Below are 17,044 nucleotides of genomic sequence, written 5' to 3'. Positions count from 1 at the left end.
GCCTTCAATCAGTTTTTCAGCGTCATAGCCCGCGGGCAGAAGACGGGGATGCGTAAAAGAGGCGCACTCTATTTTTTTCAGGCCGGTATCCGACAGTTTGTTGATAAACTTTATTTTATCTTCCGTAGCCAGATTGCGGCAGACCTCGGGAAGGCCGTCCCGCGGCGATACTTCCACAATCGTGACCTGGTCATCTTTTTTTCCGGAGGCTTTACCAGCCGATATTACGCCGCTTTGCATTATGTTATTTTCCCTGAATACAAGTTTCTTCAAATTAATGCATCAGCCGTTCCAGCATCCCGCCCGACACGTTCAGTCTAAACCGTATGCTTTCAATTTCATGTAGAAGTTTCTCCTGCTGATGCCCAGCATTTTAATGGCTTCTGATTTATTGGGTGCAACGGCTAATGCTTCGCCGATCAGTTTCCGCTCCAGATCGCGGACAGCGTCGGCGAGATTGTATGAGGCCGGTGTTCCCAGGACAACGGCCCCATCGCGATATTGCGGCACGTCCGATCCGGAAAAAAGAAAGTTCGGCAGGGAGCCCGGATCGATAACAGGCGATTGCGTCATATTCACCGCATAGCTGACGACGCCCTTCAGCTCCCGGACATTGCCCGGCCAGTGATACGCGTAAAGAATCCTGAGAGCCGTGGGTGAAAATCTGTATTTTTGCTTCTGCGCGGCGCCGCTGATTTTTAAAAAGTAATCGACCAGCAGGGGGATATCTTCGCTTCGTTCGCGAAGCGGCGGCAGTTCAATGGTAAACGTATTCAGGCGGAAAAAAAGATCTTCACGAAACTTTTTCTGTTCGATAAGCCCCGCCAGATCCTGGTTGGTCGAAGAAATGACCCGTACGTTCACTTTGATGTTTTTCGTCCCGCCGACTCTTTTAAACGTGCCGGATTCCAGAACGCGTAATAACTTGGCCTGAACAGACAGGGACGAATCACCGATTTCGTCCAGCAGAATCGTCCCGTCGTGCGCCTCGTCGAAATAGCCTTTGCTGCCCTCAGTGCGCGCGCCGGTGAATGCGCCTCTTTCATACCCGAAAAGCTCGCTTTCAATCAGGGAATCAGGGATGGCGGCGCAATTGACATCCACCAGAGGCTTGTCACTGCGGCCGCTGGTCTGCTGGATGGCGCGCGCCAGTATTTCCTTGCCCGTTCCGCTTTCTCCGATAATGAGAACGGAAATATCCGATTTTGCCGCCCGCTTCGCGGTTACCAGCGCCTTGCGGAAGGAGGGGTTGGCCCCGATCAGTTCGTCAAACGCCGCCCCGAGATTTTCCGCCGGAAAAGACTCTTCGTTTCCGTGCGGCTGCGGGGCTTTTTGCCGCGTTTCATCCGTTTTGATATTGTCCGTTTTGGCCATGATCAATCTGATAATTCTCTTTCGTGTCTGATGTTTATTAAATATACAATTTGTGGTCATCAATGTATACAATTAATACATTTCTGTCAAACACTTTTTGAGCCGTTTCCTGCGGGCTGCTCATCGTTTTCAATATTTAATCCCGATAATTAAACGGACAATGCCTTCCGGCAGCCACAGGCCGACACCGGGGATAAACGATATTTAGTGGTATGGTATTTGCTATATCGAAGCACGAAAAGTAAATTTTACGCAAAAAGCTGATCCGGAAGAGACACAAAATGCAATTTTATCCATTCATCGCTTCCGGCTGACAAACCCTTTTAGGCTTTGCCGGGTGAATAAATTGTGGGATAATGAATGAAAGATGGTCATTAGATCCTTGATTAAATATTAAACAACAAAGGAGATATTCTCATGGCAGAAACCGTCGTGTTTTCCAAAGAAGGCAACATCGGTATCATTTCGGTTAACAATCCTCCGGTCAACGCCCTGTCGCAGGCCGTGCGTGCCGGCATCAAATCGGGGATTGAAAAAGGCATCGCGGACCAGGAGATAGCTGTTATGTTCATCATTTGCGAAGGCCGCACCTTTATTGCAGGCGCGGACATCCGTGAGTTCGGCAAACCACCGATGGAACCGTTTCTGCCCGACGTCTGCCAGTTTATCGAGGATTCTCCCAAGCCGGTCGTTGCAGCCATTCACGGCACGGCGCTGGGCGGCGGTCTGGAAATACCGCTTAGCTGCCATTTCCGTATAGCGGTTGCCACCGCGAAAGTCGGTCTTCCCGAAGTGAAGCTCGGCCTTCTGCCGGGCGCCGGCGGAACGCAGAGACTGCCCCGTGTGGCGGGCGTTCAGGCGGCCCTGGAAATGATCACCTCCGGAACGCCGGTTAACGCGGCCAAGGCCAAAGCCATGGGCATTCTCGATGAAGTCGTCGAGGGTGATCTGAAAGCGGCGGCCATCGCCTTTGCTAAAAAAGTGGTTGCTGAAAAACTTCCGATCCGGAGAGTAAGTAAGCTTCAGGCAAAACTCGAAACACCTACCGTTTTTGAAGATTTTGCCAAAAGCATTTCCCGTAAGTCGCGCGGCTTCCTTGCCCCGTTCAAATGCATTGAATCCGTTAAAAACGCCACCGAGGTGCCCTTTGCCGAAGGCATGAAGCGCGAACGCGCCATATTCCTGGAGTTGCAGGCCTCCGACCAGTCCAAGGCGCAGCGTCACGTCTTCTTTGCGGAGCGTGAAGTCGTCCGTATTCCCGGACTGCCGGATGACCAACCCACAAGAGAAATCAAGTCCGTCGGCATTCTGGGCGCGGGAACCATGGGCGGCGGCATCGCCATGTGCTTTGCCAATGCCGGTATTCCCGTCGTGCTCCTGGACGTCAAACAGGAATTCATTGATAAAGGCCTGGCCGTTATCAAAAAGAATTACGCCAACACCGTGGCCAAAGGCAGTCTTAAACAGGAGGTCATGGACCGCCGCCTGTCGCTGATCAAACCGACGCTGGCCTATGAAGATTTAAAGGATGTCGACCTGGTCATCGAGGCGGTCTTTGAAGATATGGCCATTAAAAAAGAAGTTTTCACCAAACTGGACGCCGTCTGCAAGCCGGGTGCGATCCTTGCCTCCAATACATCTTATTTGAATATTGACGCCATCGCGGAAATCACGAAACGACCGCAGGACGTCATGGGCATGCATTTCTTCAGCCCGGCCAATGTGATGCGGCTCCTGGAAAACGTCCGTGGCGCGAAAACATCGCCTGACGTTTATGCCACGGCTATGAAAGTGGGTAAAACCATTGGTAAAGTGCCGGTGCTGGTCGGCGTCTGCGACGGGTTTGTCGGGAACCGGATGCTGGCCAAACGGACCCGCGAATGCGGCTTCATGCTGGAGGAAGGCGCGCTTCCCTGGCAGATTGACAAAGTCATTTACAATTTCGGATTCCCGATGGGCCCTTACGCTATGGGCGATATGGCAGGGCTGGATGTCGGCTGGAGAAATCGCAAGGCGAAGTTTGATTCCCTTACGCCGCGAGAGCAGAAAAATACGATTCTGGATCAGATTTGCGAACAGGGACGTTTCGGCCAGAAGACCGGGTCCGGTTTTTATAAATATGATGAAAAACGCAACGCAACACCCGATCCCCTGATTGAAGAACTCATCATCAAACATTCACAGGAAGCAGGCATTACCCGCCGCGCCATCTCGGATCAGGAAATTATCGAGCGCGCGATTTACGCCATGATCAACGAAGGCGCGAAGATCCTTGAAGAAGGCATCGCCGCCAGACCTCTGGACATCGATGTGGTCTGGCTCTACGGCTACGGTTTCCCGGTCTACCTGGGCGGTCCGATGTTCTATGCCGATACGGTCGGCGTCAGAAAAGTTTACGACGCGATTCTGAAATACAAGGATCTGGTCGGCGCCGAATACTGGACGCCTTCACCCCTCCTTGAGAAACTGGCCAAAGAAGGAAAGGGATTCTATAAGTGAGACTCAGCTTCCACAACAGAGTGCATGATGAAAGGAGACATTAATGGAATTCAAATATGACATCAGGGATTTGAAGTTTATCTTAAAGGAATGGCTGCCGACTGAAGAAGTGCTGGCCTGCGAACGCTTCTCCGGCAATTTCACACTTGACGACGTGGATATGCTGCTGAATGAAGGGTACAAAGTCTCGCGCGAAATTGTCAATCCCATCAATGCCCCGGGCGACAAGATCGGCGTGAAATTTGAAAAAGGCGTAGTGACGCCGGTTCCCGGTTTTAAAGAGGCTTATCAGTTTCTGCAGCAAAACGGCTGGGGCTCATCGAGCGAATGCATCAAAGTGGAAACCGGCATGCCGCTGATGCTCTATAAAGCCAATGCGGAAATTAACACGGCCGCCTGTCCGGCATTGACCTCCTGCGTCAAGCTGACCTCCGGTGCGGCCAATTTAATTCTGCGCTTCGGCACAAAGAAAGATCAGGATATGTTCATTCCCAAAATGCTGGAAGGCTACTGGCAGGGCACCATGTGTCTGACCGAGCCGAACTTCGGTTCCGACACGGGTGATATCATCACCCGCTCTTATCCCACCGATGATCCCCGCATCTGGAAAATAAAAGGGACTAAAATGTTCATCACCGCCGGCGATCAGGGCACGTGTGAAAATACCATTCATCTCGTGCTGGCGCGCCCCGAAGGGGCTGCCGCCGGTTCTCCCGGCATCGGCCTTTATATTGTTCCCAAATACTGGGTCAACGATGACGGATCAATGGGCGGCTTCAATGATGTCACCACCGTCGGCGTAGAACACAAAATGGGACTGCACGCCCAGGCCACAGCCCTGCTTAATTTCGGCGATGAAGAAAACTGCCGGGGCATTATGCTGGGACCGGCGCCGGACGCCAAAGGATTTTCCCAGGGGTTGGCCATGATGTTCCACATGATGAACGAATCGCGCATCGGCACGGGCCACAACGCCAATACGCAGGGCGCAGCCGCTTACTATTTCGCGTCGCAGTTTGCCACCGAGCGCGTTCAGGGACGTCCCTTCGGCATCAAAGGAGCCGAGCGCGTCGCGATCATCAAGCACGAAGATATCCGCCGGATGCTGCTCGATATGAAGGCGCATGTGGAAGGCATCCGCGCCATGATCTTCCGGGGATTTTACTATCTGGACATTGAAAACAATTCCGCCGACCGCGAGAAGGCAAAAAAGTATGCCTCCTTTGCCGAGATCCTGACCCCGCTGGTCAAATGCTACGGATCGGAAGCAAGCCTGGGCGTCATCGCGCAGGCCATTCAGGTGCTGGGCGGCGTGGGCTATACGCAGGAGTATCCCGTCGAACAGTATCTGCGCGACTCCAAAATCCTGACGATCTGGGAAGGCACATCCTTTATTCACGCCAACGACCTGATCGGCCGCAAAATGCGCATGAAAGACGGCGCCGCTTTTGCCGCCTGGATGAATGGCATTAAAGATTTCATCGATGCCAATATGAAGGCGGCGGGATTTGAAAAGGAGATGGCTAATCTGGCCAAAGGCTATCAGGCGGCGGCCGACGTAAAAGCGACCTACGATGCATGGTACGCCAACATGGAAAGCAAACGCCAGTTCATTCCGCTCTTTGCCATCCGCGCCCTGTTTGTTTTTGCTCAGGTGTATGTGGCGATGTGCCTGATGGATCAGGCATTGATTGCCGCAAAGAAAGCATCGGGGCTGAAGGCCGGCGAGGGTGATTACACTTTTTATCAGGGCAAGATCGCCTCGGCCCGATATTATCTGAATAACATTCTGCCAGGCACAACCCATGCCGCCGCTCTGATTAAGAGCGAAGAGGACAGCGTGCTGACGTGCCCGGAAGAGGCGCTGGTGGTCTGACATCGGAAAATACCCTAAAGGGCACGCGTGCCCGTATACAGCGTTGTACTTCAGCCCTCGTCGCTGCGGTGTACACCAGGGTACGCCTCACTCCTCGGGCTTCGCGCGCCTTGTCTCCGGGACATTTTGCGATGCCAGAAATGTCCCGGAGACAAGGAATAAAATAATTTAGTTTCAGGAGAATGAACATATGAAGGAAATCTATTTAGTGGAAAGCGTCCGGACAGGCATTGCCAAGGCCGGGAAGAATTCATGGTTTGCCAACCTGCGGGCCGACGACATGTCCGCGCTGGTGATCAATGAAGCCATCCGCCGCGCGGGACTGGAAGGCGCGAAAGAAAAGATCGGCGACGTCATCTGGGGCGGCACGGCTTTGATGAAAGACATGGGCACCAACATCGGCCGCGTATCCGGCATCATGGCGGGGCTGCCCTACAGTGTGCCGGGGTGTACGGTGGACCGCTTCTGCGCATCCGGCTTGCAGTCGATTGCCTTCGCGGTGGCTTCCATCAATATGGGCTGGTCGGATATTATTCTGGCCGGCGGAGCGCAGCATATGACGCATATTCCGATGGGCACGATGTCCGACCCCAATCCCCGATTGAAGGAATTTACCGATCCGCAGATGGTTTCCATGGGTTATACGGCGGAAATGGTTGCCCGCAAATACGGCATTACCCGCGAGGAGCAGGATCAGATGGCCATGGAAAGCCACGCTAAAGCTCACGAAGCCACGCAAAAAGGATTATTCAAAGCAGAAATTCTGCCGGTTGAAGCAGACGTCCCGCAGGAAGACGGCACCACCCGAAAGATGGTGGTTGACCGCGATCAGGGCATCCGGCCTTCGACCACGATGGAAAGCCTGGCCAAACTTGAACCGGTTTTCATCAAAGACGAAAAAGGTACGGTTACGGCCGGCAACTCCAGCCAGACCAATGACGCGGCCGCCTGTGTGGTGGTGGCCGGCAAAGCGATGTGCAAAAAACTCGGACTTCAGCCCAAAATGAAATTGCTGAGCTATGCCACAGTCGGCGTCGATCCGGCCTACATGGGCATCGGTCCCGCTGTTGCCATTCCCAAGGCGTTGAAAAGCGCCGGTTTGAAAAAAGAAGACATCGGGCTTTGGGAAGTCAACGAAGCGTTTGCCGCGCAGGCTGTTTACTGCACGAAGGAACTGGGTATCCGCAATCACAAGCTGCTCAATCCGAGAGGCAGCGGCATTGCGCTCGGACATCCGCTGGGCTGCACCGGCGCCAGAATTGCAACAACCATCATGCATGAAATGCCTTTCTACGGCGTCAAATACGCGGTGGAAAGCATGTGCATCGGCCACGGCCAGGGTGCAGCCGCTGTCTGGGAATGGGTGGGGAAGTAGAAAGCAGGTTCCAAGTTCATTGGTTCACGGTTCACGGTTTATTTTGCAGGGGCGGAGTTGCGCCACTCTATAGTGGTGTCTCCCGCCTTTTCAATTTAGTAATGTGCAGACAAGTTCAAGGCCATCCTGAATTTTACCGGTGATCGCCGCCTCAGTCATTAATTCTTTTTTGCTCCCATCAACTGCGGCGTCTGCTCGTTATTATACTGCTTCCGGGCGATGCGCTCCACCTGAGGTTTGAGATAGCCAAACAGGTCATCCATCCTGATGGAGCCGTCAGGCTTTACAACATCTTCATTTTTGATGCCCTTGAGCATGAAGTAGGTAAACAGGCCATGCCCTTTTTCATCATAGGTCGAGCTGATTTGCTCGCCCGACGATGCGGCAAGAACCGTTATATTCCTGGAAAGAGCCGTGGCGCCCTGGAGGTTCATCACCAGTGGGCGCGCGCCTTTGGCAATAACGGATCTGCCGCCTGCTCCGGAAAAACAGGAATCCAGGGCGACAATTATTTCCTTTGCCGGCAACTTGCCCAGCGCGTCATACATCCTTTTTAACGAGTAGCCTGTTTCAGCGATAAATGAAGGATCGCCGTCGTAAGGCACAAGGTACGCTCCGCCGGTTTTGGGATCAGGCGCGCCATGGCCGGAATAGTAAATAAAGACGGCGGCGTCCTTTTCCACATTGTTGTGCAGCCATTTTTCAAAGTATTTGGTAAAATCGCTTTGCAGGGCCTTTTCGTTGGTCAGTAAAACAACATTCTCTTCAGAATATCCCATGATCTTTATGAGATATTCCGCAACCGTTTTTGCATCAGCGGTGGCAAAGTCGGCTTTCGGCAGTTTCTGGCGGTAGTTTTCTATGCCGATTACAATGGCATAGGCGTTGCGGTTTGCCGGCGGACGAATCAGTGGAATATTGTCCACGTCGGACTTCACTTCCACGCTCACAGGCGCCGCTGCCGGTGCGGACACTACTGCCGTCGCCGGTGGTCCCCGCTTTCCCGCCGTCAGTGTTCCCGTCCAGGGTCTGTTTGCCGGCTGCCACGTTCCGGAAAAACTGGTAAAATCCGGTGTAAAATGAAAGACGCATGAACCTCCTGAACTTCCCTCCGTCCAGAAGCAGGAAAACATGGTCCCCTGCAGGGTGCCCCGGATCGTCCCCCCTCTGTATTCGTAAACACCCTTTGCCGTTGTCCCTTCGAAACCCAGGCGCATCCTGCCCCAGGTCGTCGAGTATTCGCGGACGTCCTGCACGGAAGACAGTTCCTGAAGACCGGCCGCATTGAATCCCCCCGCTGTTGTGCCGGCGCAGGCTGCCAGAGCGGCGGACATCAAGGCAACAGTCAACCGGGCAATCATTTTTGTCCGCAATTTTTTGATCATCAGCCATCCTCCATCAGCGGTCTGCCAGGGTTGAATGTAATGAAGATACCCTGGCGGATGTTTGAGATTTTAAATGTTCATATTTTATACTGCATTAGAACATCGTAGGATAATCTCTTCCCTGATATCTCTTGACATCGTTATTGTCCGTGGGCGGATATATCACTACTTTCCCGTCTTCTTTTATTTTAATGCCGATAATGAGACTGAGCAAGGAGTACCATTCGCCTATTTTCCTGCCGTGGTTATCTAAAATATCATGGCCGTGCATTCCCTGCAGGCAGCAGGACAGCGCTCTCAGTTGCATATTGGTGACCAGTTCCGACATGACTTCCTGCTTCGGATCTATTTTCTTCCACAGATCTTCATCGCTATCGATGATATAGGCTTTTTTCAGTCCGAAAATCGCCACGGGATAAACATCCGATCCGGTTAAATAATAGTTATAATCATCGTTGATGACAAATTTTTCGAAATTTTGAGTGGCAGTCGTGCTCGGCTCAAAGCTGCCCATATTCTTGAACAGGGATCCCGTGCAACCCGTAAGAAATCCCATTATCATGACAGTCAGTATTCCGGCCAAAATCATTTCATATTTACGCATATAAACTCCTGAACAAATGATTAATCGGTATGCCCAGCCCTGATACATTTACTACATTTTAAGTTATAGTTCAGCTTTTTTATGATTGCCGATTGACATTCCGCATCCATGTCCGGATTGGTTCCTGACGGATTACCGGAGGACCTGAATCAAACACCATCTGAAGATAAGCGTTCCGGCAGAAAGGAAGCAGGGGCTATTCTCCCTTAAAGACGGGTGCGCGCTTCTCCAGGAAGGCCGTGATGCCCTCTTCGTAATCACGGCTGTCATAAACACGCCGCCGCAAACCCTGAAGACGTTCAAACTGTTCGGGAGCTATCGGGCGGGCGCCGGAGAGAATCCGGAGCTGCTCCTTGATGACGGATACGGCAAGCGTTGATCGTGAGGCGATGCGTTTTGCCAGATTCATGGTAAAATTCGTCAGCTCGCCTGCGGGTACCAGATGATTCAGGATTCCGACGCGTTCGGCTCTTTCTGCGGAAATGGGATCCGCGGTGAAGAACATCTCTTTGGCCATGTTCAATCCCATCCGGTTCATGAAATTGAGAACGCCGGAAGCATTGTACGGCAGCCCCAATCTGGCGGGTGTGATGGCAAAAGTCGATGTTTCGTCCCCAACCGCCAGATCACAGCTTATCACCAGGTCGCATGCCCCGCCCCAAACGCTGCCGTGAACCATGGCAATCACGGGGCTTTGATGATTTCCGACGGCGCGCAGTAATTTTTCCAGCGAATCGAAATAACCCAGAGGATCACGGCGCGTACGCGGTAATTCCTTGACATCATGTCCGGCCGACCAGACTTTGGCTCCGTCAGAACTGCGCAGGATCACGACAGGAATTTTTTTGGCCTGAAAATCATCAAGCCCGCCAATCAGCTCATCCACCAGTGCTTCACTGAGGGCGTTCCGCTTTCGCGTATTATTCAACGTAAGAATGCCGATGCCTTCTTTGATTTCCTGCTCGATCAGTGCCATGTGTTTCTCCTTGCCTCAGTTTCAGGCCGCTTTTTTAAGCTGCCGCATCATTTGTTCCGTTTCCTGTTTGTACCACATGTTCAGTTAGAATTCTGCTGTTTTGTCGCGCTGAGTATTTAAATTGAAGAGGTAACAATGGTTATCGCGCCGGATCAACAGATGGTCAGTAAATTTACTTGACATAAATATTTGTTTTGATGCAAAACCCGCTCAAATCGAGTATATTTAGTATCAAACCATCGAAAAGAGCCAGGAAAAGGAGTTAAAGAGTATTTTGGTTTCCCATGCAATCCCCTTCGGTAAATGCCGGCGGACACTCTCCGTCTTTGGACTTCTGCTGGCTTGGGTCATTGCCTCTCCGGCCTTTGCCCAGGAGAATATCGCCACATATCCCCCCTTACCCGCGGGCTATACGTCCATCCGGGTCTTCGACAGCCAGGGACAGTTTGCGGGCCGGGTTCTGGCGGAGAAGCGGTACTGGGTCGGGATCGGCCAGATTCCCGTCTTCCTGCAGAAAGCCCTCATCGCCATAGAGGATGCCCGTTTCTATCAGCATGGCGGGATTGATATGCGGGGGATTGCCCGGGCCATGGTCAAGGATGTGATGAAAGGGCGGATGGCCGAAGGAGGTTCGACCATCACCCAGCAGCTGATCAAAAACAAATATTTTCACGGAGAGAAAACGATCAAGCGAAAAGTCAAGGAGGGGCTTCTCGCCATGGAATACGAAGGGAAATACACGAAGAACCAGATTTTAGAGATGTACTTCAACGAGGTCTATTTCGGAAACGGGGCGTGGGGCATCGCTCAGGCCGCCCGTCTCTATTTTGACAAGGCCCCGCAGGATCTGAACGAGATTGAATGCGTTCTTCTGGCCGCCGTTCCCAAAGCCCCGGCCCGCTACAATCCTTCCGGGAACAGGGCCATGGTTGTCAAGAGAAAGAACCTCATCCTGAAGCGGATGGCAACTCTGAAAATGATTACCGCCCCGCAGGAAAAAAAGCTGCGGGCCCTTCCCATCTCCGTTCTGAAAGCAACGGAAGCCCTGCCTTATCTGGCCCATGTGCGTTACAAACTGATTGAAACCTATGGGCCGGAAATTGTCGAACAGGGCGGACTGGATGTCATCACGGCCATGAATTTACCGATGCAGCGCCTGGCCGAGAAGGTCCTGCAGGAAGGGGTCCGGCGCATCTCCCCCCAGCTTCAGGGCGCCTTGCTGGCCCTTGATCCGAATACGGGCGACGTCCTGGCGGCTGTGGGCGGAGTGGACTTCATTCAGAATCCCTATGACCGGGCCTTCTTTGCCAGGCGGCAGCCCGGATCATCCATCAAGCCCCTCATCTATGCGGCGGCCCTGGAAAAAGGATATACGGCGGGCACCATCTTCAACGATACTCCCGCAGCTTACAACAGCGGCAATGATCAAAAGTGGATTCCCCATAACTATGACCGGAAAGTTCACGGGGACCTGGGCCTCAGGCAGGCCTTGGCGTATTCCAACAACGTTATTGCCGTAAAACTCCTGGATGCCATCGGTGTTCCCTATTTTGTCGAGTTTGCGGCCAGACTGGGGCTGCCGCTTTCCCCCTCCAATAATCTTTCTCTGGCTCTCGGCTCCGAAGAAGTCACCCTGCACGATCTTGTCTCAGTCTATGCCTCGCTGGCCAGCGGCGGCTCGCGTCCTCAATCCAGAACCATCCTCCGCGTCTATGACCGCAAGCGCCAGACCTGGACGGAAACACCCGCCGCTGCCTTGCCGGTCCTGTCTCCGGCCGCCGCTTTTGTGACGACTCAGATGTTGAAGGATGTCCTCACTTACGGCACAGCCAAAACGTTAAAAAGTTTCAGCCGTCAATGGCCCGCGGCCGGGAAGACCGGCACGACTGACGATTACCGGGATGCCTGGTTTATCGGCTATACGCCTCAGATCATTACGGGGGTCTGGGTTGGCTATGACAAGCCAAGGCCGGGAGGACGGGACTTTACGGGCGGGGCCATCTGTGCTCCTGTCTGGGGACGCTTCATGCGCGGCGCCCTGGCCGGGAAACCCGTCGTCGATTTTCCTAAGCCTGATACGGTCGTATCCGTTCTGATCGATCCGACAACGAACGAGCTGGCCACACCGCTTTGCCCCGTTCAGCGGGAAGAATTTTATATAAAGGATACCCAGCCGACAAAGCCCTGCGAGAAACACGGAGTTCCCGATCTCGAACCCGTCGAGCCCGAGCCCGAGCGCGAGCCTGAACCAGAGCCCGCTCCGCCTCTGCCGCAGTGACGGAAACGAAGACCGGCCGGGAACGGAAACGAAAGTCAGGATGTCTGATGGTTATTTAATGGTGAGCAGCATCTGCGTCCAGGTAAGGCCCCCGCCGACCAGAGACATCGCCACGTGATCGCCGGCTTGAAGTTCATCCCAGTGCTGACTTAAGACAGAAGGACCGCCTGCGCACCCCACATTGCCGAAGAGATGGACGTTGTACCAGTGATGATCAGGAGATATTCCCGACCTTTCCGCAGCGGTCTGCAAAACACCCAGATTGGCCTGATGTCCGATAAAGAAGACCCGGCTTGCGTCCGCGTCCGGAATCAGCGCCAGAATATTGCGCAGGCCGTCGGTGGTCTTGCGGATGGCAAAGCCCTGCACCGCACCGCCGTCCTGACCGAAATAGCTCCAGCGCGGCACCACCGCTTTGTCCCACAACGTCGGTTTGGAATCCATTTCGCAATCGGAAAATATTTTATGGGACGGAACCGTGGTGGACAGAATCGATGCTGTGGCGCAATCGCCGAACAGCACGGCGGAACGGCGGTCGGAATAGTCGATCGTGGTGGTTGCCCCTTCAACATTGGTGACCAGAACGTAAGGCGGCAGTTTTTCCGGCTTTACCGAATCCAGGTAACGCATCTGGACGCCGTAAGTTGCGCAGGCGGAGTTGATGTCAAAGCAGGGAACGTCAATGCCCAGGTCGCCTGCGACGGTGCAGGCTTCGGCGGGTGTCAGGTACTGAGGCAGCGAACTTCCGGAAATGACCATACCGATATCTTCCGCTTTCAGTCCGGCTCGATCCAGCGCCATTCTTGCCGCTCTTCCTCCCATTTGGGCATCCGAATAAAGACGCACTTTATCTGTTTCGCGGGGGTCGGCGTTTTTTGTTTGTATGAGATAATCGAGAGGCAATACAGTGCGGCGCGATTCAATGCCCACCCGCTCCATAATCCAATCGACGGTTGTGCCGATATTCAGATCTTCTAAAAACTTATTACTGATCACATTTTCGGGATGAAAATGCCCGATACCATGCAGATAAACCATGCTTAACAGTCAAACTCCCTTCCTCATATTTAGTTTTTTTGCGAGGCCGCGGAGTATAGGGAAAATGTCTTCATATGTCAAAGAAATAAATATCATCAGATGAATCTGCTAAAAAATCATATGGATAGATAGCAGACCGCTGCTTTTTGAACGATTAAATTGCTTTATCCGGACATCAGCGATAGCTTGCTTGTCAGCCCTTCGTTATGTTATGACGCAAAACGGGTTAACACAAATTAATGATGGATCAGGGAGGTATTAAAATGCTGACAGTTATTGCCAAACTACCGATTAAAGAAGGAAAGATGGATGAAGCTCTGGCGGCTTTCACGGAATTGATTGCCAAAGTGGCCCAGGAAGAGGGAACGGTTCTTTATTCTCTCAATCAGGATAAAGCCAACCCCAACATGCTGGTGGTGGTCGAACAATATAAAGATAAGGCAGCGCTGGAATTTCATTCCTCGACGCCGTACTTCAAAGCTTTCTTTGCCGCCAGCGCAGCGTTTATCGGCGGGAAACCGGAAATGTCGATTATGAAAGAGGTTGCCCGGGTATAATAATTCTATTCCTGAAGATCACGCAAGGTCATACGAGCGTGCGCGGTCAGGCGCTGCTTTCGGGTTTGTGCCGGATCATTTTGCGATATTTACGAAACCCGGTCGCCTGTTTGCGCGGCAAGAAGTCTGGCCTGGAATTCTTTGACCCGAGCAGAGCCTTCTTCCGGCGACCAGGGCGCAAATATCAGCGATGTTGCGGGATCGTAAGGCCCTTGCTTCACCTCGAAGAATACTGATTTTTCCTCCATGGGAATCCAGGCATGGCACCGATCTGCCGGGATTTCCATGGCGAAGGCCTGCCCTTCCGGTCCGATGGACACCCGTTCGGTGACGACGCCTTCATCATCGAAAAGCAGGATGTCAAACAGGCCGCGGAGCACAATGACAAACTCGCTTTTTCCCGGATGGACGTGCGGCCGGAAATAAGAGTTAAGCCCGGCTGCGACAAATAACCGCTGTACCGGGTCGGATAACGATTCGTGTATATTGAAGTTGGTTCTGAGCCGCAGGATTTCGCCTGCTTTGGCGATCCACTCGTCCATCATCCGGTTTGTTACCAGTTTCATTTTTCCTGTTCCATCCTTAACTGTCAAATAAATGCGATATGGTTTTTAGCAGAATAAACGGCAATGTCAATGACCGTAATGACCCGGCGCTCAGGCCGGGGCGAGACGGAAGGTAACACGTTGAAAGTGTCCCTGCCGGTTTTCCAATCATTCTGATTGAACCTTTTATTTGATCTTGCTATAAAACATAAATCTGCGAGTCGCATTCTTAATCGGGAAAAAACATACTGATTCAATCTGCGGGATTAAATCAGTTGGGAAAAGAGGTTAACATGCAGTTTATAGAAAAAAGTAAAGTAGATGAATGCAGTCTTTGCCCAATCTGCAGCGGAGAATCCGACATTATCGATATCGTAAAAACGATTAATCCAGACGCCATGGATAATTGCAATTTAAGGCGTTGCCACAATTGCAGTCATTGGTGGATTGATCCTATGCCGAGGCAACAATATTTAAGCCATCTGTATGCTGACAATTCCGAATTTGTCGTCAACAAAGGATATGCGGAAGAACAGGTAGAAAAAGAAGTTAATTATAAATCAATTGAAGATTATTTCACTAAAATAACTCACGCCATGAAGCAATTGGATAATTTTAACTATTTGGAAGTCGGTTCAGGGAACGGCCATCTGCTGAATTATATGAGCAGGAAGGCCAATCTATGTTATGGCGTTGAACCGGGATGTTGGAAAAAAGCAAATAGTCGCGCCAATGTTGTTTCCGATATCAATGATATTCCCAAAGGGATATTTTTTGACCTCATCATGATTCAGGACGTCCTCGAGCATCTTGCGGATCCGATTCATATGCTGACGAAGTTAAGAAGTATGGCAAATGATGATTGCTTAATCACCGGCGGATTTCCGAATAGCGAATCACCTCAAGCCCAACAATTAAAAGGAAAATGGGCTATGGTCAGGCCCTTGGGGCATTTGCATTTTTTTTCATCGGACTCGGTCATTAAGGCGCTGAATAAAAGCAACTGGAGAATTATCAGTCTGCGCAATTGCAGTGCTCCGCACCTTGCTGATGAATGGATTAATAAAGATCAATGGTCTTTCCAGGCAAGATCTGCCGGCGGTCTTTTCGAAGTGAGTCATTTCCGTTCGTGAAGGCGCAATGGGGAGGCACTGAACGATCATGTTTCTATTCCGCCTGGTAACGGATAATCGTTTTTCTTTGCGATCAGTTATCGCGTTTGCCGCTGAATTGAGCCCTCCCGGCAGATTATGAAAATGTCTTGGCTCTCAAAGAATGCCGTCAAGCAAGCCGTTGCTCTTTTTGCCTTCACTGCTATCGGATAACCGCCTGTCTTGCTGCCTGATGCTTTTTTTCAAGTTGAGCCCGGAATAAAATTGTTTTGACATCGCCTTCCTCTTCTCTTATGCTTCTTGCCGCAAACGGACATGAAAAAATACATCAAAATAATTTGATAACCAATAAGGAGAAAATTATGTTTAAAACCAGAATGACGGAAATGTTCGGCATCGAGCATCCGATAATGCTTGCCGGGATGAACTGGATTACGGAACCCAAACTGGTTTCGGCCGTGTGCAACGCCGGGGGACTGGGACTCCTGGCCATCGCGCGCTGCACCCCGAAAGAAACGCGTGAAAACATCCGCCAGATCCGGCAGATGACGGATAAGCCTTTCGGCATCAATCAGATTCTGGTGGGGCCGGGGGCCAAAGAAAATATCGCCGTCGCGATCGAAGAGAAAGTTCCGGTGATCAACTATTCGCTGGGGAAGCCCTGGTTTGTGAATGACGTGCATGCCTATGGCGGCAAAGTGGTGGGCACGATCGCCATCGCCAAGCACGCGGCCAAAGCCGTTGCCCTGGGCTGCGACGCGCTGGTGGTCACAGGCCATGAAGCGGCGGCGCACGGCGCGGCGGCAACATCCATGGTGCTGATCCCACTGGTTGCTTCCATGGTGAAGGTACCTTTGATTGCCGCGGGCGGATTTTATGACGGACGGGGCCTTGCGGCGGCGCTGGCTCTGGGCGCGGACGGCATTTCCATGGGCAGCCGTTTCATGGTGGTCAAGGAAAGCATGGTGCATGACAACTTCAAAAGATTGTGCATCGAGGCGACCGAACAGGACACCCTTTACGACAACGTATTTGACGGCATGGACGGGCGTGTGCTGAAAACCAAAGAAGCCGAAGCAATGACCAAACGGGGCTTTCCGGTGGTGGAAGCCGTCAAGGGCGCGCTCCTGGTCAAAAAGCTGATGAATCTTTCTTTTGCCAAATTTGTGGGGGTCAGCATTGAAATGCTTAAAGCCGAGGAAGGCCATCCCCTGATGGTGCTGGCGCGCCAGGCCGTGGGCAACATGAAGCATCTCAAAGCGCTCAACGAGGGCGATGTGGAAGGCGGCATCCTTTTTGCCGGACAGTGCTGCGGCGGCATTACCGATAACCCGACCACCAAAGAACTGATGGACCGCGTTATGCGCGAAGCGGATGCGGCGCTGGCCAAATTGAACAGTTACAAGGCATAAATAATAATAAACC

General features: G+C 52.2%; 14 protein-coding genes. 7 read left to right on the top strand and 7 right to left on the bottom strand.

The features are described 5' to 3' along the window. Positions 1-240 (bottom strand): hypothetical protein (locus CVU71_15395; protein ID PKN17809.1); only part of this gene is annotated, 240 nt, incomplete at its 3' end. A gap of 72 nt (positions 241-312) precedes the next feature. Then, positions 313-1,446 (bottom strand): sigma-54-dependent Fis family transcriptional regulator, encoded by a 1,134-nt coding sequence (locus tag CVU71_15390; GenBank protein PKN17808.1) that lies wholly within the window; start codon positions 1,444-1,446, stop codon positions 313-315. A 345-nt stretch (positions 1,447-1,791) separates the two neighbouring features. Here CVU71_15390 and CVU71_15385 point away from each other — a divergent pair, with 345 nt between their 5' ends. The 3 genes from CVU71_15385 (at position 1,792) to CVU71_15375 (ending at position 7,124) form a co-directional block, all read left to right on the top strand. Further along, complete coding sequence (locus tag CVU71_15385) at positions 1,792-3,873, top strand: 3-hydroxyacyl-CoA dehydrogenase (protein PKN17807.1); 2,082 nt, start codon at positions 1,792-1,794, stop codon at positions 3,871-3,873. 43 nt (positions 3,874-3,916) lie between these two features. Then, the gene (locus tag CVU71_15380; GenBank protein ID PKN17806.1) at positions 3,917-5,749 is read left to right on the top strand and encodes an acyl-CoA dehydrogenase; all 1,833 of its coding nucleotides are present in this window, start codon (positions 3,917-3,919) and stop codon (positions 5,747-5,749) included. A gap of 190 nt (positions 5,750-5,939) precedes the next feature. Next, complete coding sequence (locus tag CVU71_15375; GenBank protein PKN17805.1) at positions 5,940-7,124, top strand: acetyl-CoA C-acyltransferase; 1,185 nt, start codon at positions 5,940-5,942, stop codon at positions 7,122-7,124. 158 nt (positions 7,125-7,282) lie between these two features. Here CVU71_15375 and CVU71_15370 read toward each other — a convergent pair whose 3' ends face one another. From CVU71_15370 to CVU71_15360, 3 genes are all read right to left on the bottom strand, one after another. Then, entirely contained in the window at positions 7,283-8,509 is a 1,227-nt protein-coding gene (locus CVU71_15370) for a hypothetical protein (protein ID PKN17804.1), read from the bottom strand. 94 nt (positions 8,510-8,603) lie between these two features. After that, complete coding sequence (locus CVU71_15365) at positions 8,604-9,113, bottom strand: hypothetical protein (GenBank protein ID PKN17803.1); 510 nt, start codon at positions 9,111-9,113, stop codon at positions 8,604-8,606. 196 nt (positions 9,114-9,309) lie between these two features. Then, a complete protein-coding gene (locus CVU71_15360; GenBank protein PKN17802.1) occupies positions 9,310-10,089 on the bottom strand; it encodes a methylmalonyl-CoA decarboxylase in 780 nt (259 codons plus the stop codon). Positions 10,090-10,378: 289 nt separating this feature from the next. On the opposite strand from CVU71_15360, the gene CVU71_15355 reads away from it, so the two are divergent. Further along, a complete protein-coding gene (locus CVU71_15355; protein ID PKN17821.1) occupies positions 10,379-12,367 on the top strand; it encodes a penicillin-binding protein in 1,989 nt (662 codons plus the stop codon). Positions 12,368-12,418: 51 nt separating this feature from the next. On the opposite strand, the gene CVU71_15350 is transcribed toward CVU71_15355, so the two are convergent. After that, positions 12,419-13,405, bottom strand: a complete 987-nt coding sequence (locus CVU71_15350; protein PKN17801.1) for a ketoacyl-ACP synthase III — start codon at positions 13,403-13,405, stop codon at positions 12,419-12,421. 263 nt (positions 13,406-13,668) lie between these two features. On the opposite strand from CVU71_15350, the gene CVU71_15345 reads away from it, so the two are divergent. Next, positions 13,669-13,962, top strand: coding sequence for an antibiotic biosynthesis monooxygenase (locus tag CVU71_15345; protein ID PKN17800.1), 294 nt, complete (start codon positions 13,669-13,671; stop codon positions 13,960-13,962). An 89-nt stretch (positions 13,963-14,051) separates the two neighbouring features. On the opposite strand, the gene CVU71_15340 is transcribed toward CVU71_15345, so the two are convergent. Further along, positions 14,052-14,528, bottom strand: coding sequence for a cupin fold metalloprotein, WbuC family (locus CVU71_15340; GenBank protein PKN17799.1), 477 nt, complete (start codon positions 14,526-14,528; stop codon positions 14,052-14,054). 272 nt (positions 14,529-14,800) lie between these two features. Between CVU71_15340 and CVU71_15335 the strand changes: the two genes are divergently transcribed. Both CVU71_15335 and CVU71_15330 read left to right on the top strand, forming a co-directional pair. After that, complete coding sequence (locus tag CVU71_15335) at positions 14,801-15,640, top strand: hypothetical protein (protein ID PKN17798.1); 840 nt, start codon at positions 14,801-14,803, stop codon at positions 15,638-15,640. A gap of 341 nt (positions 15,641-15,981) precedes the next feature. Further along, positions 15,982-17,031 carry an enoyl-ACP reductase gene (locus tag CVU71_15330; protein PKN17820.1) on the top strand — a complete coding sequence of 350 codons (1,050 nt, stop codon included), beginning with the start codon at positions 15,982-15,984 and terminating at the stop codon, positions 17,029-17,031. Positions 17,032-17,044: the final 13 nt, after the last annotated feature.

Source organism: Deltaproteobacteria bacterium HGW-Deltaproteobacteria-6 (assembly GCA_002840435.1).
Taxonomy (GTDB): Bacteria; Desulfobacterota; Syntrophia; order Syntrophales; family Smithellaceae; genus UBA8904.
Note: the sequence above shows the minus strand (reverse complement) of the source record. Positions and strands in the feature narration are given on the sequence as shown.